General features: G+C 58.3%; 20 protein-coding genes. 12 read left to right on the top strand and 8 right to left on the bottom strand.

Going from position 1 to position 19,321, the window contains the following annotated elements; genetic code table 11:
- Positions 1-2: 2 nt before the first annotated feature.
- Genes ACPYOP_RS13985 through ACPYOP_RS13975 form a run of 3 tightly spaced genes read right to left on the bottom strand, consistent with a single transcriptional unit; the run spans position 3 to position 2,548 of the window.
- On the bottom strand, positions 3-773 hold the full coding sequence (locus ACPYOP_RS13985; RefSeq protein ID WP_481410979.1) for an ABC transporter permease: 771 nt from the start codon (positions 771-773) through the stop codon (positions 3-5).
- Positions 774-783: 10 nt separating this feature from the next.
- Positions 784-1,779, bottom strand: a complete 996-nt coding sequence (locus ACPYOP_RS13980) for an ABC transporter substrate-binding protein (protein WP_481410978.1) — start codon at positions 1,777-1,779, stop codon at positions 784-786.
- Between the two features lie 13 nt (positions 1,780-1,792).
- The gene (locus tag ACPYOP_RS13975) at positions 1,793-2,548 is read right to left on the bottom strand and encodes an ABC transporter ATP-binding protein (RefSeq protein WP_481410977.1); all 756 of its coding nucleotides are present in this window, start codon (positions 2,546-2,548) and stop codon (positions 1,793-1,795) included.
- Between ACPYOP_RS13975 and ACPYOP_RS13970 the strand changes: the two genes are divergently transcribed.
- The 9 genes from ACPYOP_RS13970 to ACPYOP_RS13930 all read left to right on the top strand — a co-directional run bounded on the left by ACPYOP_RS13970 (position 2,547) and on the right by ACPYOP_RS13930 (position 11,649).
- On the top strand, positions 2,547-2,768 hold the full coding sequence (locus ACPYOP_RS13970) for a hypothetical protein (RefSeq protein WP_481410976.1): 222 nt from the start codon (positions 2,547-2,549) through the stop codon (positions 2,766-2,768). The two genes, ACPYOP_RS13975 and ACPYOP_RS13970, sit on opposite strands and share 2 nt — an antisense overlap.
- Positions 2,765-3,484, top strand: a complete 720-nt coding sequence (locus tag ACPYOP_RS13965; protein ID WP_481410975.1) for a GntR family transcriptional regulator — start codon at positions 2,765-2,767, stop codon at positions 3,482-3,484. The genes ACPYOP_RS13970 and ACPYOP_RS13965 overlap by 4 nt, the downstream gene beginning before the upstream one ends.
- A 399-nt stretch (positions 3,485-3,883) precedes the next feature.
- A complete protein-coding gene (locus ACPYOP_RS13960; protein WP_481410974.1) occupies positions 3,884-5,515 on the top strand; it encodes an ABC transporter substrate-binding protein in 1,632 nt (543 codons plus the stop codon).
- Complete coding sequence (locus ACPYOP_RS13955) at positions 5,496-6,446, top strand: ABC transporter permease (protein WP_481410973.1); 951 nt, start codon at positions 5,496-5,498, stop codon at positions 6,444-6,446. Before ACPYOP_RS13960 ends, ACPYOP_RS13955 begins: the two co-directional genes overlap by 20 nt.
- Complete coding sequence (locus ACPYOP_RS13950; RefSeq protein ID WP_481410972.1) at positions 6,443-7,309, top strand: ABC transporter permease; 867 nt, start codon at positions 6,443-6,445, stop codon at positions 7,307-7,309. The genes ACPYOP_RS13955 and ACPYOP_RS13950 overlap by 4 nt, the downstream gene beginning before the upstream one ends.
- Entirely contained in the window at positions 7,306-8,991 is a 1,686-nt protein-coding gene (locus ACPYOP_RS13945) for a dipeptide ABC transporter ATP-binding protein (protein WP_481410971.1), read from the top strand. Before ACPYOP_RS13950 ends, ACPYOP_RS13945 begins: the two co-directional genes overlap by 4 nt.
- Before the next feature lie 151 nt (positions 8,992-9,142).
- Entirely contained in the window at positions 9,143-9,385 is a 243-nt protein-coding gene (locus tag ACPYOP_RS13940) for a hypothetical protein (protein WP_481410970.1), read from the top strand.
- Positions 9,386-10,156, top strand: coding sequence for a gamma-glutamylcyclotransferase (locus ACPYOP_RS13935; protein ID WP_481410969.1), 771 nt, complete (start codon positions 9,386-9,388; stop codon positions 10,154-10,156).
- Positions 10,157-10,284: 128 nt separating this feature from the next.
- Complete coding sequence (locus tag ACPYOP_RS13930; RefSeq protein ID WP_481410968.1) at positions 10,285-11,649, top strand: FAD/NAD(P)-binding protein; 1,365 nt, start codon at positions 10,285-10,287, stop codon at positions 11,647-11,649.
- 1 nt (position 11,650) lies between these two features.
- Here the strand turns inward: ACPYOP_RS13930 and ACPYOP_RS13925 are convergent, their stop codons facing one another.
- The 5 genes from ACPYOP_RS13925 to ACPYOP_RS13905 form a co-directional block, all read right to left on the bottom strand.
- Entirely contained in the window at positions 11,651-12,679 is a 1,029-nt protein-coding gene (locus ACPYOP_RS13925; protein WP_481410967.1) for an NADP-dependent oxidoreductase, read from the bottom strand.
- Between the two features lie 55 nt (positions 12,680-12,734).
- Positions 12,735-13,586 (bottom strand): VOC family protein, encoded by an 852-nt coding sequence (locus ACPYOP_RS13920; protein WP_481410966.1) that lies wholly within the window; start codon positions 13,584-13,586, stop codon positions 12,735-12,737.
- Between the two features lie 114 nt (positions 13,587-13,700).
- Positions 13,701-14,684: a hypothetical protein gene (locus ACPYOP_RS13915; protein ID WP_481410965.1), complete on the bottom strand. Its 984-nt coding sequence runs from the start codon at positions 14,682-14,684 to the stop codon at positions 13,701-13,703.
- Positions 14,681-14,872, bottom strand: coding sequence for a hypothetical protein (locus ACPYOP_RS13910; protein WP_481410964.1), 192 nt, complete (start codon positions 14,870-14,872; stop codon positions 14,681-14,683). Before ACPYOP_RS13910 ends, ACPYOP_RS13915 begins: the two co-directional genes overlap by 4 nt.
- Positions 14,873-14,885: 13 nt before the next feature.
- Positions 14,886-15,083: a hypothetical protein gene (locus ACPYOP_RS13905; RefSeq protein WP_481410963.1), complete on the bottom strand. Its 198-nt coding sequence runs from the start codon at positions 15,081-15,083 to the stop codon at positions 14,886-14,888.
- Positions 15,084-15,541: 458 nt separating this feature from the next.
- Here ACPYOP_RS13905 and ACPYOP_RS13900 point away from each other — a divergent pair, with 458 nt between their 5' ends.
- The 3 genes from ACPYOP_RS13900 (at position 15,542) to ACPYOP_RS13890 (ending at position 19,278) form a co-directional block, all read left to right on the top strand.
- On the top strand, positions 15,542-16,072 hold the full coding sequence (locus ACPYOP_RS13900; RefSeq protein WP_481410962.1) for an OsmC family protein: 531 nt from the start codon (positions 15,542-15,544) through the stop codon (positions 16,070-16,072).
- A gap of 158 nt (positions 16,073-16,230) precedes the next feature.
- Entirely contained in the window at positions 16,231-17,433 is a 1,203-nt protein-coding gene (locus ACPYOP_RS13895) for a M20 aminoacylase family protein (RefSeq protein WP_481410961.1), read from the top strand.
- 219 nt (positions 17,434-17,652) lie between these two features.
- Positions 17,653-19,278: a TIGR04028 family ABC transporter substrate-binding protein gene (locus ACPYOP_RS13890; RefSeq protein WP_481410960.1), complete on the top strand. Its 1,626-nt coding sequence runs from the start codon at positions 17,653-17,655 to the stop codon at positions 19,276-19,278.
- The last annotated feature ends 43 nt before the right edge of the window (positions 19,279-19,321 follow it).

Genomic DNA, 19,321 nt, shown 5'->3' with positions numbered 1-19,321 from the left:
CGTTATTGTCCGCGCCAGCCTTCGTAGCGGCGCTCTATCCGTCGAAATACGAGGCTCTCCATGAGCCACGCTGTGAGCCCGATCAGCGCGATGCCGAGAAGCACCTGCGCCGAATTGCCGACCTGTCCGCCCATGGCGACCATCCAGCCAATCCCTTGGGAGGCGCCGATCATCTCCGCCGCCACGAGCGCTCGCCATGCCTGCGCAAAGCCGATGCGCAATGCGGCGGTCAGAAAGGGGAGGGAGGCTGGAAGATACACATAAGCCAGCAGTTGAAACCGTTTGGCACCCAGAATGCGGGCTGCGCGCACCTCCCCGCTGCCGATCGAAAGCACGCCTTCCTGGATCGTCACGGCCATGGGAAAAGCCGACGCGATGAATATGACGACGGCGATCGAGAGGTATCCGAGGCCGAAGAAGATCAGTGAGAGAGGCGCCCAGGCGATCGGAGGGATGGCCATGAACAGACCGAGCAGAGGCTGGGCGAACTCGCGGAACGGCCGCCAAAGCCCGGCAGACACGCCGATGGCGAGCGCCGCCAGGATAGCCGCGCCGAAGCCGCCGAACTCACGCAACAAGCTGGCCAGAAACTGGCGGGCGAGCTCGCCGGACCGGGCCCAACGCAGTCCCTCGGCTACCACCTCCCAGGGCTGTGGCAGCACGTAAGAGGGAACCCTGCTGGCTGCGAGGCACCATACGGCAAGCAGGAAGGGAAGCGCTGCCCAGCGCCAGGACGGCTGCGGAAAACCCAGCCGCGCTGTCAATGTCTTCATCGATCGGATCTCATCGCTGAGCGGCCGCTTTCGCGGCAAAACTGTCGTCAATGATGTCATCGACGTTGAATGGCTTATTGAGAATGCCGAGGTTAACGGAGTAGTTGATGAGCCGCTGGATGAAGGCGCGGTCGGACGGTTCGATTTCGGCGGACCAGCCAAGGCGTTTCCTGGCTTCGGCGACGATCGCTTCCGGCGGGACGACGCTGCCGTCGACAGCCTTTACGGCTTCCAGCTTGAAACCCCGCGCGATGATCCGATTGGCTTCTTCGGGATGCTCCTTGAGAAAGGCGATGGCCTTGGCATTGGCCCGCAAGAGCTTGACGAGGTCGTACGGCCGCTCCTTCAGTGTCTTTGCAGGCGCTGCCACGACGTACCATGGATAGCCTGGCAAAGCGCCGTTCACATCGAAGACGACACGGCCTGCGCCGCGAAGCACCGACTGACTGATGAAGGGCTCCCATTCAAAGGCTGCGTCCACCACGCCTGTATCGAGCGCTGCATTCATATTGCCCACGGGCATCTGCGATAGTTGGAGGTCAACATCTGGATTGAGCCCGGCAGTCTCCTTCAGGACAAAGCCGCGCAGCAGCACGTCCATGCCGCTTCCCCTGTTGACGCCGGCAAGCTTCTTGCCTTTGAGGTCTGGGAGCGAGCGGATGGAGCCATCAGTCTTCGCGATCAAGGCTGCCTGACCATAGTTCACTTTGGCGATGATCTTCGCTTCAAGCCCGCGTGCGGCCCATTGATAGACGGGCGGGGCGCCGATATAGGCCGCGTCGATTTCCCCTCCGGCCACGGCCTGCTGAATGACAGGGCCATCGCCAAACCCCTTGAGTTCGACGTTCAAGCCTTCTTCGCGAAAGTAGCCTTTCTCCTCGGCGACCAGGACCGGCGCGTTCGCCATGGCCTGAACCCAGCCGATGCGAAGCGGTGGGGGTTCCTGCGCACCAGCGGGCCAGGCAGCGGCAAGTGCAAGAAAAGCTGCAGGTAAAATGCGGTTCATCCGATGGTTCCCTTCAGGTAAGGCGTTGATTGCTGGTCGTGACTGCGGCGATTTGCTCGGCAAGCCGTTCGCGCAGTTGTGCAAACAATGGATTGGCGCGCGTGCCTCGTTGGTCGCGAGGACGCGGCAAACCGATCGTCACTTCGGCCGTGATGCCGGCTGGAGGCAGACCGAGGATGAGGACGCGGTCCGCCAGATAGATCGCTTCGTCGATGTCGTGCGTAATAAACAGCACCGTCTGCCCCAAGCTCGACCAGATGCGGAGCAACTCGTCGTTAAGGGCCGAGCGCGTCATGGCGTCGAGTGCCGCGAAAGGCTCATCCATGAGCAGAAGGCGCGGCTCAAGTGCCAGTGAGCGCGCAAGTGCTACGCGCTGACGCTGGCCGCCCGACAATCGGTGCGGCGGTTCGTCCACTTGTTCTTCCAGGCCGACAAGCCGCAGAAAATTGAGGGCGATGGCCTTTTGCTCCTGCGGCGTTCCCCTGCGATTCATACGAAGGCCAAAGCGGACATTTTCCAGCACGCTCAGCCAGGGGAAAAGGTTGGGCGACTGAAACACATATCCGAGTGCCGGATGTTCCGGCACAACTGGCGCACCGTCTATGGTGATATGACCCGACTGCGGGCGCAGGAAGCCGGACAAGAGATTGAGCAATGTCGACTTGCCACAGCCAGAGGGACCGAGCACGGCAACGAATTCTCCCGGACGGGCTTCCAAGGAAAACCGTTCGAATATACTGCGTCGGCTTTCGGGATAGGCGAAACCCATGCCACTCACCGAAAAGGTAGCGCCATGTGAAAGCTGCGGAGCTGGGGAAACAAATGCCATATTGCGTTCGAACAATCCGACGTTGGAATTCCCTCAATTTTTAATACATTATAATACAGGTTATCAACGTGGTGTCTTTCCTTGTCCGGCGGCAGAAGAGAACGCTATTCCAAAGCTGCAAGAGTCCGTGGTCTTTTTAACCCCGATGGAAAATAGATGAGCTTGATACGCAACAACCCGGTGGCGATGTACCTCCAGATCGCCGATCGCCTTCGTCGCGAGATCACCGATGGGACATTCGAGCCCTCCGGACGGCTACCATCGGAATCGCAGATCATGGCGCGCTTCGAGGTCAGCCGCGTCACCGTCCGCCTCGCGCTCGATCAGCTCGACAAGGACGGGCTGATCGAACGCAGGAAAGGCAAGGGCACCTTCGTCGCCGGCAAGCAGGTCCGCCATCAGATCGATACGCTCCGCAGCTTTCACGAGTCGCTGAAAGTGCAGGGCTTCGATGCCACGATGCGGATCGTCGAACTGACCGCGATTGAAACGCCATCGGCGTTTGTCTCGTTGTTTGGCGAAAAATGCGCGCTGTTGGAGCGTCTTCACATGGTGGACGACGAGCCCATAGCTTTGGGGCGGAGCCTCCTGCCCACCGTCATGTCCGAACTGGATTTGAAAACGGCCGAACAACGGCCGACCTATGCACTCCTCAAGGACAAAGCGGGCGCCGATATTGCCTCCGCCGAGATCGCAATCGGCGCGCGCGCAGTTCCACCTCGCATCTCGTCCTTGATCGGCACTGCCGCGAACGCGGTTCTGCTCGTCCTCGAACGAACCTCATATTTCGATCACGGCGGTTGCGCCGAGTGGTCGGAGTTCTTCATCCGGCCAGAACGATACAAGTTTGTCCTCGGCAATCGAATGTCCGCCTGATCAAGCACCTCAAAAAAAGACCACCTGCGGGCTCCGGTCGGGGCTTCGGTCGGGATCTCGCGCGCTTTGTCGAAAGCAGGTTGAAGCCAGCCCGGCTCGACCGGTCTCGATGATCAGGACTGGCATGGCTGCTTCTAGCCGGATCGAGGAAACCGATCGACGATGTCAGGCGGTCGAAGGAAGTGGACGAGCGTTAGTTGCACGTTCTCTTCTCCGATGGCGTAACGGCGGTCCACCCTTGGATCTTGAAACGGATTTCCGCCTCTCTTTGCATAAACGCATGACGATGCCTTTAGTCTAGTATTTTTATAGACAATTATCGTGCCGTTCATGCTGCACGATGTCGGTTAAGCGTTCGGCCGCACGATCGATGTACAGCGACCAAAACAGGGACGGGATATGAATAAAAGGTATTTAGGCGTCGGCGATGCGAGACGAGGCAAAATCGGCATTGCACTGGCATTGTCTCTTTTGACAATGGTCGGCACCGCGGCAAATGCAGCATCCGACACGGCAAAGCCGGTTGATGGAGGTATTCTCAATGTCGGATTGGCAACCGATGCTTCGATCATCGATCCCTCGATCACCGGCAACTCCATCACGGCATTGATTACCCGGAATATTGTCGATTCGCTCGTCGGACAGAGCGAAGACAATAAGTTCACGCCCTGGCTCGCCGAAAGCTGGGACATCAATGCTGACAATACCGTCTACACCTTCCATCTGCGTCAGGGTGTAACGTTCAGCGACGGCACACCGTTCGACGCAGCCGCAGTCAAATTCAATTTCGATCGCATTCTCGATCCGAAGACCACATCCAGCTACTCCAAGTCATTGCTTGGGCCGATCGACAAGATCGAAGCGCCGGATGGTCGCACGGTCGTTATTCGCTATCGCCAATCCTTTGCTCCCTTGCTGCAGGGATTGAGCCTTCCCTATCTCGGCATCCAGTCTCCGACCTATCTTCAAAAGGCGCAGAGTACGACGAATACCGTAATCGGATCCGGCCCCTATGTGCTCGACAATTTCACCAAGGGCAGCGGCAGCAAGCTCAGCCGCCGCGCCGATTACAATTGGGGTCCGGGCTATGCCGTGCATAAGGGGCCAGCCCATTTCGATCAGATCGTCTTCAAATATCTGCCGGAGGCTTCCGTGCGCCTTGGCGCGCTGGCAAGCGGTCAGCTGCAGGCGATCGACGCAGTGCCGCCGGCGAACTTCCGCTCGGTTCAGGGCAACGGCAAGCTGCAGGTGGTGACGCGGGAAAATCCCGGCGTCAACAGCTCCTATTTCCTGAACACCTCGAAGGGGCCATTCCAGGACGTGAAGGTTCGCCAGGCATTCCAGAGCGCCGTCAATGGGCCTGCCGCCATCAAGGCCGCCTTTTTTGGAACGCTGAAGTCGGCCGACAACATCCTTGGCCCTTCAACGCTCTATTATGATCGCGATATCGCCCGGTCGTGGGGTTTCGATCCGGAAAAAGCCAACCGATTGCTCGATGAGGCCGGCTGGTCGCAAAAGGATGCCGACGGTATCCGAAAGAAGGATGGCGGTCGGCTGACGCTGCATTACGTCTATGACGGCACGTCACTTGCCGCGACGGAAGTGACCCTGGCGCAGGCCGTTCAGTATCAGGTGCGGCAGGCAGGCTTTGATCTGCAGCTCGATCCGGTCGATTCCGGCGGTTGGACTGCTCGCACCAACGCCAATGATTACGATCTTGTCTCCTTCTACTATGTGCGCGCCGAGCCGGATATCCTGCGTACCGTATTTCACTCGGCCTACATTCCGCCCAATGGTCAGAATGCCTCTCGGATCAAAAGCCTAGACGAGAAGCTGAATAAGGCCGTCGGAGCATCGGATGCCGAACGCAAAAAGCTCTATGGCGAGGTGCAGAGGGAAGTGATCGATCAGGCCTATGCCGTGCCGCTTTTCGTGGCGGCCTATCAACTCGGCGCCTCGAAGAAGCTTCTCGGCATCTCCTGGGCCACCAATGCGAAGCCGAATTTCTACGATGCCTGGCTGGATCAATAAGCTCCTCCAGTCCGTGGTGCGGCGGACCGGTGTGATTGTTGCCGTGCTTTGGGGCGCGGCAACAATTGCCTTTATCGCGGTGAAGCTTATTCCCGGCGATCCCGTTGCAATATTGGCTGGCGGGGAGAACGTCGTCGACGAGGCCGAGCGCGCCGAATTGATACATCAATACGGCCTGGACCAGCCGCTCGCGCTGCAATATGCGCATTATATCGGCAGAGCTCTGACCGGAGATTTCGGAGAGAGCTACCAATATCGCCAGCCGGTTTCAGACGTGATCTATGAGGCTGCCGGGCCGACATTACAGCTTGCCGGCAGTGCGATCGCCCTTGCTCTTTTCCTGGCAATAACCGTTGCCTTGGCAACGGCAGGCCGCCGCAGAAGCCTGACGCTGCTCTCTTCAGGGATAGAATTGATCCTCTTGAGTACGCCGGTCTACTGGATCGGGATCGTGCTGCTCACGATCTTCAGCTTCAATCTGGAATGGTTTCCAGTCACCGGCAATGACGGACCGTCCGCTCTGGTGTTGCCCGCCATAGCGCTGAGCCTGCCTTTGGCAGCACTACTAAGCCAGGTATTGCGCGACGGTCTGGAGGAAGCACTATCCCAGCCGTTCTCGCTGACGGTGCGCACACGCGGCGTCGGCGAGACGGTGCTGCGTGTCAGACACGGCTTGCGACACGCCGCTCTGGCCGCGTCAACACTGACCGGCACTCTGCTTGCCAGCACGCTTGGCGGCTCGATCCTGACTGAAACCGTATTCGGCCGCTCGGGAATTGGCCAGATCACGCTTCAAGCGATCAAGACCCGCGATATGCCGTTGATTCTTGGCCTGGTGATGCTGTCTGCCCTTGTCTTCGTCATCGTCAATCTTCTGGTCGACGCATTCTACCTGTTGATCGACCCACGTTTACGGAGGACAGGCCTTTGAGCGATGTCGGGTTAGAGAACAGACGGGAGCGCCGCATCGCGCGCAAACGCCCGGTCTGGCTGTCCTTCGGATTGATTGTTCCCTTCGTCTTTGTGGTCGTTCTTGGCATCGCAGTCTGGATACCACAATGGCTTTCCTCTTTCGATCCCGAGGCGGTCGATCCGAATGCGATACTCTTGCCCCCCGATGCCCAACACTGGTTTGGGACCGATGAACTCGGGCGCGACCTATTTTCGCGCGTGGTCTACGGAACCTCGCAATCCCTGACCATTGGCATCGGCGCGACCCTAATTGCCAGTCTTGGCGGTATCGTGCTGGGGACGACGGCGGCGCTGGCTCCAAGGCCGATCGGCCGGCTTCTATTGCGCATCATCGATATCCTGCTTGCCTTTCCGGAAATGCTGCTTGCGCTGCTGGTGATCGCCGTTCTCGGGCGCGGGCCCGCCAATACGCTATTGGCGGTCGGGCTTGCCAGCATTGCCGGCTATGCGAGATTGATCCGTTCGCAGGTGCTTCACATCAGGCTGTCGGGCTATGTCGAACATGCCATAGCACTTGGCGAGCATCCGTGGACGATTATCAGGAGGCATATCGTGCCCAATGCCATCCGGCCGCTTCTCATCCTCGCGACTGTTGGCGTGGGGAGTTCGGTATTGTCGGCTTCGGCGTTGAGCTTTCTCGGCCTTGGCGTCGTGCCTCCGGCGGCTGAGTGGGGTGCACTCCTCGCCAATGGTCGCAATTTTCTCGACATCGCGCCCTGGACCAGCCTGCTGCCGGCAACAGTGGTTGCGCTGTCCGTCATTTCAATCACGCTCCTGGGCCGGCGGTTGCAAACCCTTCTCGCAACGGGACATCTGCGATGAATGTCCAAGCCGGTGCGCGAAACTTTCTGACCGCCGCTTCCGAACCGCCGCCGCTGCTTGCGGTCAAAGGACTGAACGTGGTGTTTTGGACCCCGCGCGGCCCGATTGATGCGGTTCGCGACCTGTCGCTGCAAATCGCGCCCGGTGAGATCCTCGCATTGGTTGGCGAATCCGGGTCTGGAAAATCGGTAACGGCCCGGGCGATTGTGGGTCTTGCCGGACCACGTTCGGCGGTAAAGGCCGACACGATGAAGCTGACGGCTCATGACGATCGGTCACTGAACCTCCTCGATCTATCGGAAAAAGCCTGGCGACATGTGCGGGGGCGGGAAATCGGGTTCATCCTTCAGGATGCACTCGTATCGCTCGATCCTTTGAGGACCATCGGTCGGGAAATTGCCGAGCCAATCCTCACGCATCGGCTGGCGCCACGCTCGCTTGTGTCGCAGCAAGTCGTAGAATTGCTGGAACGCGTCGGTGTTCCCGAACCGGAATCGCGAGTAGGGCAATATGCGCATCAATTGTCGGGCGGGCTACGGCAACGGGCATTGATTGCCTCCGCACTTGCCGGCCAGCCGCGCTTGCTCGTAGCCGACGAACCGACGACGGCGCTGGATGTCAGCGTCCAGAAACGAGTGCTTGCCATCTTCAAGGAGTTGGCCGCCGCCGGCCATGGCATCCTCCTGATCACCCATGATCTTTCCGTTGCTGCCCAACTCGCTGATCGGGTTGCGGTGATGCAGAAGGGCCGGTTGGTGGAAACCGGCCCGGCGCGCAGCGTCCTGTCCGCCCCGCAGCATGCCTATACCCGGCAGCTATTGGCTGCCGTACCGATGGCTGCCAATCGCGGCCGTCGTCTCAGCACTCCGGATAAACCCTTGCCGAGGAGGGAGGCCGTTCGTTCGGGCGAGCGCCTCATCGACATCCGCAACGTGTCGATGAGCTTTAGGCGTACGGACGGCAGTCTTTTGTGCGCTGTCAACGATGTGTCGCTTCATGTCGACCGCGGCGAAACGCTGGGTGTGGTCGGCGAATCCGGCTCCGGCAAGACGACGCTTGGCAAGATCGCGCTGGCACTTCAGCATCCGGATACGGGGGAAGTGCTGTTTGCAGGACGGCCGTGGAGCGCGCTTTCCGAACGCGCGCGTCGTCCATTGCGAGCCGGAATGCAGACTATCAGCCAGGATCCGCTCAGTTCTTTCAATCCGCGCTTCACGGTCGAGCGCATCATCGAGCAGCCTCTGCTGCTCCACCGCAAGCTGAACAGATCGGCGCGCCACGAAGAGATCGTCAGATTGTTGGCGCTTGTCGGGCTGACGCCGGATCTGCTTGCCCGCAGGCCGACGGCTCTTTCCGGCGGCCAGCGCCAGCGCGTGTCGATAGCGCAGGCCCTTGCCGCCACGCCGAAACTTTTGATTTGCGACGAGCCGGTTTCGGCGCTCGACGTCACGACACAGGCGCAAGTTCTCGACCTGCTGGTCGATTTGCAGGCACGACTCGGTCTGTCGATGATCTTCATTGCGCATGATTTGGGAGTGATCCAGCACATCAGCCATCGGATCGTCGTCATGAAGGAAGGGACTGTTGTCGAGACAGGATCGGTCGAGGAGGTGTTTGAGCGCCCCCAGCATGCTTATACGCGCGAACTCATCGGATCCGTGCCGAGAATCGGCGATGGTTAGGGACAGGCATTCGCGCCGCCAAACGAGCTGCAGTGGACGGCTTCTTGGGCAGCCTTTCGTCGCAGACGCTGGTCCGGCGAAAAACATTTCGCCACTCATTTGCAGATTGGATGAGCCTCTCTCCGCAATAGCAGGCACTAAAAGTAGATTTATGACGTTGAGTGTCGCGGACGAGATCAATCGCTATGTGCAGGCCGATGCCGCGGATGGATTCGTCTTTACGCCGCATTTGACTCCTGACGGCTTTGACGAATTCGTCGAAAGGACCGCGCCGCTTTTGCAGGAACGGGGTGTCTATCGCACCGAATATGAAGAAGGGACGCTCCGTGCCAACCTTGGCTTGCCTCAACAATTGCTGGCGGCAGCCTCATCAGACTTGGCGGCAGTGGTATAAATGATGGTAGGCGAGGTAGTTCGAGCAGGTGTCGAAGCCGACCGATCCCAGATGGATCTGACGGATGAATTGGTCGCTTTGAGTTTGCGAGACGAGATCGACCCTGGTCCGGACCCGCTGCGAGTGCCGATTACCGATGACGAACTGGACGCGCTGGCAAGGCGGCTATGGCAGGAGTCGCAAGGCGACGCACTTTGGATCTTCGCTTATGGCTCCCTGATCTGGAAGCCTGATTTCGATGCCGTGGAAGCGCGTGTCGGAGCGATCAAGGGCTGGCATCGCTCATTCTGTCTTCGCATGACGCGATGGCGAGGATCGCTGACGCAGCCGGGGCTCATGCTTGCATTGAAGCGAGGCGGATACTGCAAGGCCGTTGTCTTCAGATTGGATGATGGTGATCGCCTGGGCCAGATTCAACGCATGCTTCGCCGGGAAGTCGGCACCCTTGAAGACTCATCCACCATAAGGTGGGTCCGCGTTCAGACCGAGCAAGGCCCCGTGCGCGCGTTGGTCTTCTGGGCGGATCCAAAGGGAAGGCATGTTACCTCCAAACTATCACTGGAAGCGGTGGCAGGTATCTTGGCAAGGGCGTGCGGTGCCAGAGGGTCGTGCGCCGAGTATCTTTATTTGACGGTGAAACATCTCGAGGCCTGGGGAATTCGTGACCTTAATCTGTGGAGGCTTCAGAAGCTCGTTGCCGATGAGCTTAGGGCTATCCACGAATTGCGAAGCGGGCCAGGCCCGGTCCACCTGATGCGCGGAAGCGCGTAGGGCGAAACCGGCATCTTCCGGAGACGGAACCGTCCCATATTGGATTGGAGATTCGCTTGCCCTAGATAAGACCGTGGGAAAGAGATTCAGGCAATTCTTCCGCTCATTGAAAGCAGAAAGAACAAGCGATGATCTATGATGCCGTTGTTGTGGGCTCCGGCTTTTCCGCCATCGCCACGGTCGGCAACCTCGTCGAGCTGCTTCCTGAGACGGCATCGATCGCCGTTGTCGGCGACGATCCCGGATTTGGCCGGGGGACGGCTTATCGCACCGAGCTTTATCTGCATCGCTTGAACGTACCTGCCGGACGCATGAGCCTCTTTCCGGACCGTCCGGATGCCTTCGTCGAATGGCTGCGTGAGCGAAAGCGGCCATTGGGTGGAGGAGACTTCGCCTCCAGACAGGATTATGGCCTATATCTCCGCGACAGCCTGGCCGCTCTTCTGCGCAACAGGAAGCGCCGATGCCGGGTCGATTTCATCAAGGCAAAGGCCAGCGGATGTGTCGAACGATATGGCGCCGCGCTTGGTTTTCTGCTGGACAATGGCGGTGAGATTGCCGGCCGAAGCATCGCACTTTGTCTTGGCGTCGGAAATGCCAAGTTGCCGCTCGATCAGTCGCAGTTATCAGCCGATGCGCAATCGCATATCATCGAAAATCCATGGCGGCTGTCTTGGCTCAGACAGGTGGGGAGGACCGACACGGTCTGTATTCTCGGCTCGGGACTGACGATGATCGATCAGGTTCTCGCGCTATTTGCCCACGGATTTATGGGTAAGGTAATCGTGCTCTCACGGCGGGGCCTCGTTCCGCTCAATCATATCAGTCATCCAAAGCCGGCTGAGGAAATCGATGTCGGGTCATTGCCCACGAAGATGAGTGAAATCCTGCATGTCCTGCGTCGTGAAAGCAGGAATGCCGGCGACTGGCGCAGGGTCATGGATGGTCTGCGCCCTAAAACCCAGGCTCTGTGGCTGAGGCTGCCGAATATCGAACGCCGCCGCTTTCTGCGCCACGCATTGCCATGGTGGAACATCCACCGTCACCGCGTCGCCCCCGACGTTTTTCGCAGGTTCGAAAGCATGATGCAAAGCGGCCAGGTTTCGGTGCGAGCCGGCTACCTGCGGAATGTGGAGGACGCAGGGGGCCTAATGCTGCACTATCGTCCTCGCGGAGGAGGTGTTGCGGCGTCGATACAAGCGGACTGGATCGTCAATTGCACCGGCATGGAACGCGCGGGCACAGCGCACTCGCCATTGTTGCAGGAGATGCAGCGCAAAGGTCTTGTGGAGGCTGATCCGCTTCATCTTGGGCTGGTTGTCGACGCCCAGTCCCGCATTCCCGCGCCGATAGGCAGCAAGGTGGCTCTCTACGCGGTTGGTGCATTGACCGCAGGCCAGTTCTGGGAAATCACCGCCGTACCGGACATCCGCATACAGGCAAGAAAGGTCGCCGAGGCTATTGCTGACGGACTGCGCAGCGATCACCCCTAAATCATGGCGCGATGCGCACCACCAGCTTGCCGAAATTTCGTCCTTCCAGGAGGCCGATAAAAGCCGCCGGAGCGTTTTCAAGCCCGTCCACGATGTCCTCCTTGTATTTGAGGCGCCCCTCGGCGATCCATTGTCCGGCTTCGCGATAGAAATCGGGGCGTTGATCGGCAAATTCGCGCTGAATGAAACCTCGTAGCGTCAGGCTCTTGCGCAATATGGAGCGCATCACCGCTGGCAATTGGTCGGGGTGTCGCGACGCGCCGGCGTCATCGTTATAATGCGCAATCAGCCCGCAGATCGGCACACGCGCGAAATCGTTCAACAGCGGAAATACCGTGTTCCAGACATGCCCGCCGACATTTTCGAAATAGACGTCGATGCCATTCGGGCAGGCCGATGCAAGCTGGGTTTGAAAGTCGCTCGCGCGATGGTCTATCGCGGCATCGAAGCCAAGCTCTTCGTATAGATAGCGGCACTTGTCGGGGCCACCTGCAATCCCAACCGCCCTTGCGCCGAAGATCTTCGCTATCTGGCCGACTGCCGAGCCCACCGCGCCGCTTGCAGCTGCGACGACCAATGTTTCGCCCGCCCTGGGCTTCCCGATATTGCGTAGCCCCGTATAGGCGGTGAAGCCCGGCATTCCCAGAATCCCGAGGGCCGTCGAGATCGGCGCCGCATTCGGGTCGAGCTTGCGTAAGCCATTGCCGTCTGAAATCGCGTGGCTCTGCCAGCCGGAATGGGACAGAACGATGTCTCCGGGCTTGAATGCCGCATTGCGGGAGCTGACGACGCGCGCCACCGTCCCGCCTTCCATCACGCCGCCGATTCCGACCGGCGCCGCATAGGACTTCGCATCATCCATGCGGCCACGCATATAGGGATCGAGGGACAGATAAAGGATTTGCAGAAGGATTTCGCCTTCGATCAAATCCCTCAGCGTTTCCCGCTCGAGGCGGAAGTTCGCAGCCACGGGCTTTCCGGATGGGCGCGAGGCAAGCACGATGCGTGTGGTGACGGGTTGGTTGGTCATGCGGAATTTCCTTCTCTCTTCTTACCCGTTACTATCGTCCGCGAGGTCCGCCTCTTCAAGTTTCCTCCTTGAACCACAGCGCAACCCCGTTGGCGGCGTCGGCATCAACGAGCAAACCTCCCTCGAAGGCACGCGGCGAAAAGCCTCCTTGCGCAAGGATATCCGCCGCTACCTTGAGTGAACGGACGTTCAGCCCAAGGGCTATCTTTCTTTCGTTGCCCTCAAAGCTTTGAGGAGCGGCAGATCCAAATCGCGCGGCAGCATCGGCCTCGGAGACGATATGAATCGTGACGATACCGGCTTCAATCGTAATACCGTCCTTGGTGACTTGCGGCGCCGCGGTATTGGGAAATCCAGCCAGCAGTTCGGTAATCGTTTGAGGAGCGCGGCTGACGATAAACACGTCGACAATATTGAGGACGCCGTTCGGATGGTCCTGGTCACCCGGTTGCCACACCAGTTCCGGCGTATTGTGCTGGCAAAAGAAGAAGCGGCCGTTGGAAAGCGCCTCCTTGCCGATCTGGAAGGTACGGAAGCTGGCTGACTTCTCTGTGCCCCCCACGTCAACCGGACGCGAAAAATCGCGCCATTCCGTAACGGATTTGCCGGCGTTGTCTAATTCGCTTTGCAGAGCAGCGGCGTCGGTGGTGCGAAAGGCCAATCCATTCAAACCAACCGGATAGGACCAGAGATCGGCTCGCTTTCTGTCATTCTCCCGAGGAAATCCCAGCAGTTCCAGATAGTTCTCAGCAAATACGGCGAGATGATTGATCGAGCCCAGGGTATGATAACCCCGCGGCGTGAGGTTGAAGCCGAGCTTGCGGTAGACAGCGGCCGCATCGTCCAGCTGGTCAAGCACGCCAATGACCGCGTGATCGAGTATAAGTGGTTGGGCCGTAACAGCCATCAGTGTCTCCCAATATGAAGATGGATCAAATGGTCGTCTTCTCGCGGCAGCAGGCCGGCTCGCATTCCCATTACTTGCCAAAGCCCGCGTCGGACATGGTTCGGAGAGGAAAGTCTATTGGCCGCGGTTCCAGCCATTCTTTTCGGCTGATGTGACGATCAGCGATGCATAGGTCTTCCCGATCACTTCGAGCTTTTGCACCAGATCGGAATTGGGGCCGCCGAGTTGACCGACATAGTCTTCGCCTTGACCGGATTTGTCCCAATCGTTGCTAATGAAGCGCGCGGTTGCCTTGCCTGAAGCGGCAATTTCCGGCTTGGGATCCGCGAAGGATGCGGCCGTTTGTTTCAATCCGTCCAGGAAGGCCGTGTCATCAAGGCCGCTGTAAGGCTTTCCTTCGGAATTTGCGACGTTAAGGTAAATCTGTTCGTCCGCGAACGCTGTATAGCCGCCTCCCAGGCCCTTCTTCGTCGCGTCGGCCGTCTCGAAGAACTTCTGTGCGACAGCCGCGTTGAGCGTGTCCTTGGGAAATCGCACGACAACAAAGCCGGTCTTGCCCAACGTATCGTCAAGGCGCGAGACGAGCACGCTGTACTGACGAAAAACGTAACCAAATGAGCCGGCAAGCCGATCGGCGATGAGGTCATCGAGCTCTCCTTCCGTCTGAAGCGATGCATTCGTTTTCAGCAGATACCCTCCGGGCGTGACCTCGGTCTCCAGGGTTGCCGGATCAATGCCATTCGCCGATATAATTTTCGGCACGATCTCCTTCAGCACTTGCGCCGAGAATGCCGCCCGGTCATCGTAACTTGCATGGGTGAGCCCTGGCAGGTTGAAGCCCGAAGAAGGCGTGGCTTCATAGGATATAAGTACCTTCTGCCCTGCGGTCGCAGAACTGTGAAACGCCAGCGCGATAGTAGCGGTCAGTACAATTGCAGCGCTGAACTTGGCAGCGATTGAGACGGCGTTCCTGATGTAAACTCTTCGTAACATCGGCAATTTTCCTCGTCGATTCAGGTATTCATTTCGCGCTGATCTTGCGCTTGTCCTAGCGATCACGACGCTGCTGGCAGGCGCCGCTTGGGATTTGATTGTCAAGGATGGCGCTGTTGCTGATGGGACCAAATTTCACGGGAAAGCTCCGAGCATTTCGATTGCAATTCCCCGCTGGTGCCATCGTCAACATGATCGTCGAGAAGCAGCATTCGATACTCTTGAGCTAGCAATCTTGTCTCGATGTCGTCGCGCTGGGCCGCAAGGCGAAAGAAGTAATGTAATCGACTCATGGCGCAGTTTTCCCTAGGCGGCCCGATTGACACCGTCAGAGGATGTCAACGTCAGCTTATGGATTGCCCGCAGCACGTCCGATGTCGTCGCAAAGAGTTGACCGTCGAGGTCGTAGACGTGAAATTTGACCGCGATGAACTTCAATGAATTTCTGTCCGGAACGACGATGCCGACCGGAATGCCGGCATATTCGATCACTTGTCTGTTCATTGCGATCACCTGTTGAAATCCATTCTTGCGGATGAGCTGCAGAGCGTGAATTAGTCTATTAATTTAGTAGACTATAAGCATGGCAGGTGCGGATGGCCATTCTCATCGATACCAAATCGCTGCGCGATCGTGGAATAGAATTCTAATATAAGAGATGTGGGCTATCCCGGAACGAGATGCTGCCAACCGCCTGCTCGATGCTGAACCTGGCTATGCACAAACGACCTTTGCGCGCATCGAAGCTGCCACATTCCAGCCAGAGTACGGGTAAGTGGAGCCTGACGCTCTCGATCGCCGAGCTCCGTGGCTTCTACAGGGAGATCCGGTGTCGGCCCGATAATAGTTCATAGTTTTTATAGACTATTATGATCGCCTCCGGCTATAAGTGAAATCATCACCCGTTGTGGATCCGGAATGGCATGCGAAGAGCCACGCCATCGAATTGAAGGAAAATGGTAGTGACAGATTTGAACGAATATCTCGGACAGAAGCGGGAAGCCTTGCTCAACAGGCGTAAGCGGGTGAAGTCTGGAGAGCTTGGCGTGGTAACCCTAAATGCCAGTGCGAGTGCCGAGGGGCGCAGCGGCGTGCGCCGTATCAGAATTAGAGATTTTCAGGTTATTTCCGATAGTCCCCCGGATTTCGCCGGCTACAATCTCGGTCCTTCATCTCCGGAACTGTTGCTCGGCGCACTTTCCAGCTGTCTGACGCATACGTATCTGATCCATGCTTCCGATCAGGGCGTGCCGTTGGAATCGCTGCATGCGGAAGTCTCGGCTGCGATCGATCCGCGAGGGGGCGTTGAGGGCCATGACGATATTCCGGTCTATCCCCACGAAATCAGTTACATCGTAACACTGGTGTCTTCGGCAAGCACTGAAGACATAGCTAGGTTGCAAGCCACCGTGGAGAGGCTTTGCCCTATCCTCAATCTTCTGAAGCGAGGAAACGAGGTGCGCGGGCGTGTCGACCATCAGCGTCCGGTTTGACGCGAATGCCTGATGACCGGCAGGACGGTTCAGCGATAGGTGATGGCTGATTGCTCAGGTGCCGGCCTGAACATTGGCCAACTCACATCTTGTCTTGAAAGGCTCGCTCACTGCTGCCGGAAAGCCAGGCTCATTATCCCTCTTTCAGAGATCCGCGCATGAATAAATCCGCTAAACAGCCCGCAGGAGAGCTCGCTCCGGACGTCATCGATCGTATCGAAGGCTATTATCCGGAGCTGGTTGCTATTCGACATGATCTCCACGCGCATCCTGAAATCGGTTTCGAGGAAATAAGGACGTCGGCAATCGTTGCCGAAAAATTGTCGTCCTGGGGGATCGAGGTTCATCGCAATATCGGCAAGACAGGGGTCGTCGGCCGTCTTAAGGGGCGGCATCCCGGCAACAGATCCGTGGGGCTGCGCGCCGATATGGATGCCTTGCCAATGCCTGAGGAAACCGGCCTTGCCTATGCTTCGATCTATCCCGGTCGGTTTCACGGCTGCGGCCATGACGCCCATACGACGATCTTGCTCGGCGCAGCTCGCTATCTTGCTGAAACACGGGATTTTGCGGGCACGGTGACCTTCATCTTCCAGCCGGCGGAGGAGGGGCTGGGCGGGGCGCGAGCAATGATCGCCGACGGCCTGTTCGAGAGATTCCCGGTAGACGAGATTTACGGACTTCATAATGCGACGCAGTTGCCCCCTCATCATCTGCATGTCTCGGCCGGCAGCGTGCTTGCGGGAGCTGACTTTTTCGATGTGACGTTCAAAGGGAAGGGTGCACATGGTGCCCATCCAGACGTCGCGCGTGATCCGATTCCGGCAATTGCCGAACTTGTGCAGGCGTTGCAGACCATCGTCAGCCGCAACGTCCCACCGACGGAGCCAGCCGTGCTGTCCGTTACGAAGATAGCGGGTGGATCCGCCTATAATGTAATCCCTGAAAAGGCTAGCGTCGGCGGCACGATCCGCGCTTTCTCCGACGATATCAGACGTTTGATCCGCGACCGACTGACCACTATTTCCCGCAGTATCGCCGCAGCGCATGACATCGAAGTCAGCATCGATATACGCGACATATTTTCGGTTCTGACCAACGACCCGGAGCATGTCGACATTATCGCCGATATCGGCCGTAAGGTCCTTGGCGAGAGCCGGGTTTCGACGGCGTCCCGGCGGGCCATGGGAAGCGAAGACTTCGCGGACATGCTCCTCCACGCGCCGGGCGCGTTCTTTACGCTCGGGCATGCCGGCGACGTTCCGGCTCACAATCCCGGCTTCATCCTTGACGATGCCATTCTTCCCGTCGGTGCCACTTTGTTTGCTCGTCTCGTCGAAACCAGGCTGAAGGCCGCGTGAGCGTTTTTGATTTTCGGACTATCGATGACTTGGCCATTGATCTCCGTTTCCATGATGGAGCTGGCGAACGGTTTCCTCAGCGGCCATCATTGGCGATCGTCACTGATCGGGATGCAAAGCGTTCGTTCCCTCAGTAGCGCGCAAATTAGAATATTAATTCTATAGATAATGACATGTCCAGCGTAGGTTGATGTGCATTTTCCTACAGAGGCATACACAATGGGCATCAAAGCCAAACTCAACGCGGCAACTCTATTGACGGCATGGTTACTGGCGGTGCCGGCCGCATTTGCTGATGACCAGCCGGTCAAAGGCGGCACGCTGATTTATCTTGAGCAGCAGGCGCACACGAACCTCTATCCGCCCGCCGGTGGTTTCTATCCGAACGGCGGCATTCTCAACCAGATTACCGATAAGCTGACCTATCAAAATCCGAAGACGCTTCAGATCGAGCCGTGGATTGCCGAGTCCTGGACGGTCAATGACACCGCGACCGAGTATACGTTCAAGATCCGCAAGGGCGTGACCTTTTCCGACGGATCGCCGCTCGATGCCAATGCCGTCGCAAAGAATTACGATACGTTCGGCCTCGGCAACAAGGAGTTGAAGCAGCCGGTTTCGGAGGTCATCAACAATTACGACCATAGCGAAGTCGTCGATCCCTATACGGTCAAGTTCTATTTCAAGAAGTCATCTCCCGGCTTCCTGCAGGGAACGTCGGTGATCGGCTCCGGCCTGGTTTCACTGAAGACACTCGCACTCCCCTTCGATCAGCTCGGTGATGCCACGAAGATCATCGGTTCCGGTCCCTTCGCCGTCGAGAGCGAGACACTCGGCAAGCAGCTCGCGCTGAAGGCGCGCACGGACTACAATTGGGGTCCGAGCAAGCTGGAGCATCAGGGCCGCGCCTATCTGGACGGCATCAAATACATCATCACCGGCGAAGACAGCGTGCGCATCGGCGCCTTGCTGTCTGGCCAGGCTGATTTCATTCGCCAGTTGCAAGCCTACGACGAAAAGCAGGTTGCCGATCAGAGCTTCGCTATCTATGCGGCACCGACGCGCGGTGTGAACGACAGCGTCGCCTTCCGGCCGGACAATCCGCTCGTCGCCGACCTCAAGGTCCGCCAGGCGCTTCTGCATGCGACGAACAACAAGGAAATCGTCGATACGCTGTTTTCGGCGAATTATCCGCAGGCAAAGTCGATCATTTCGTCGGCGGCAGCCGGTTATACCGACCTTTCTTCGAAGCTGACCTACGACCCGGCAGCCGCTGAGAAACTTCTCGACGAAGCGGGCTGGAAGAAGGGAGCGGAGGGCGTTCGCCAGAAGGATGGTAAGCCGCTGTCGCTGGCCATCTATGAATCCCTGCCGCAGCCGCAAAACAAGGCCGTGCTGCAGCTCGTCGCTCAGCAATGGGCCAAGATCGGCGTCAAGCTACAGGTTCTGGCTGGCACATCCGGAAATCTCGTCACCGACAATATCGATCCGGCAAAGACGCCGTTGGTTGTCGCCGAAGTCGGCCGCGCCGATCCCGATGTCATCAAGAGCCAGTTCTATCCCAAGAACCGCGATGCGCTGCTACAAAAGGGCGGCCTCAATCCGAAGGCAACTTTCTCGGATGACAAGCTGAGCGGCATCCTCGAAGCCGTTGCTTCCGAAACCGATAGCGGCAAGCGATTGGCCGCGGCCAAGGCGGCGCAGGAATATTTGTTGGATCAGGCCTATGTCATCCCCTTCTTCGAGGAGCCACAGGTCTTTGCTGGCGCACCTTATGTGAAGGGAATTGCATTCGAGGCTGTGGGACGCCCGTCCTTTTACAGCACTTGGCTTGCGGAGCATTGACGAAAAGCGAGGGCCTGGTGTGGCGCCGGGCTCTCTCTCCGGG

This window comes from Rhizobium sp. KNZ2-6A, from assembly GCF_056755475.1.
Note: the sequence above shows the minus strand (reverse complement) of the source record. Positions and strands in the feature narration are given on the sequence as shown.

What these genes read in the sequence shown, in the direction of transcription:
- ACPYOP_RS13970 (WP_481410976.1), top strand. Translation starts at nt 2,547, where the DNA reads ATGCCACTCACCGAAAAGGTAGCGCCATGTGAAAGCTGCGGAGCTGGG.
- ACPYOP_RS13910 (WP_481410964.1), bottom strand. Translation starts at nt 14,872, where the DNA reads ATGAGTCGATTACATTACTTCTTTCGCCTTGCGGCCCAGCGCGACGAC.
- ACPYOP_RS13935 (WP_481410969.1), top strand. Translation starts at nt 9,386, where the DNA reads ATGATGGTAGGCGAGGTAGTTCGAGCAGGTGTCGAAGCCGACCGATCC.
- ACPYOP_RS13960 (WP_481410974.1), top strand. Translation starts at nt 3,884, where the DNA reads ATGAATAAAAGGTATTTAGGCGTCGGCGATGCGAGACGAGGCAAAATC.
- ACPYOP_RS13890 (WP_481410960.1), top strand. Translation starts at nt 17,653, where the DNA reads ATGGGCATCAAAGCCAAACTCAACGCGGCAACTCTATTGACGGCATGG.
- ACPYOP_RS13930 (WP_481410968.1), top strand. Translation starts at nt 10,285, where the DNA reads ATGATCTATGATGCCGTTGTTGTGGGCTCCGGCTTTTCCGCCATCGCC.
- ACPYOP_RS13925 (WP_481410967.1), bottom strand. Translation starts at nt 12,679, where the DNA reads ATGACCAACCAACCCGTCACCACACGCATCGTGCTTGCCTCGCGCCCA.
- ACPYOP_RS13920 (WP_481410966.1), bottom strand. Translation starts at nt 13,586, where the DNA reads ATGGCTGTTACGGCCCAACCACTTATACTCGATCACGCGGTCATTGGC.
- ACPYOP_RS13980 (WP_481410978.1), bottom strand. Translation starts at nt 1,779, where the DNA reads ATGAACCGCATTTTACCTGCAGCTTTTCTTGCACTTGCCGCTGCCTGG.
- ACPYOP_RS13975 (WP_481410977.1), bottom strand. Translation starts at nt 2,548, where the DNA reads ATGGGTTTCGCCTATCCCGAAAGCCGACGCAGTATATTCGAACGGTTT.
- ACPYOP_RS13965 (WP_481410975.1), top strand. Translation starts at nt 2,765, where the DNA reads ATGAGCTTGATACGCAACAACCCGGTGGCGATGTACCTCCAGATCGCC.
- ACPYOP_RS13940 (WP_481410970.1), top strand. Translation starts at nt 9,143, where the DNA reads ATGACGTTGAGTGTCGCGGACGAGATCAATCGCTATGTGCAGGCCGAT.
- ACPYOP_RS13985 (WP_481410979.1), bottom strand. Translation starts at nt 773, where the DNA reads ATGAAGACATTGACAGCGCGGCTGGGTTTTCCGCAGCCGTCCTGGCGC.
- ACPYOP_RS13905 (WP_481410963.1), bottom strand. Translation starts at nt 15,083, where the DNA reads ATGAACAGACAAGTGATCGAATATGCCGGCATTCCGGTCGGCATCGTC.
- ACPYOP_RS13945 (WP_481410971.1), top strand. Translation starts at nt 7,306, where the DNA reads ATGAATGTCCAAGCCGGTGCGCGAAACTTTCTGACCGCCGCTTCCGAA.
- ACPYOP_RS13895 (WP_481410961.1), top strand. Translation starts at nt 16,231, where the DNA reads ATGAATAAATCCGCTAAACAGCCCGCAGGAGAGCTCGCTCCGGACGTC.
- ACPYOP_RS13955 (WP_481410973.1), top strand. Translation starts at nt 5,496, where the DNA reads ATGCCTGGCTGGATCAATAAGCTCCTCCAGTCCGTGGTGCGGCGGACC.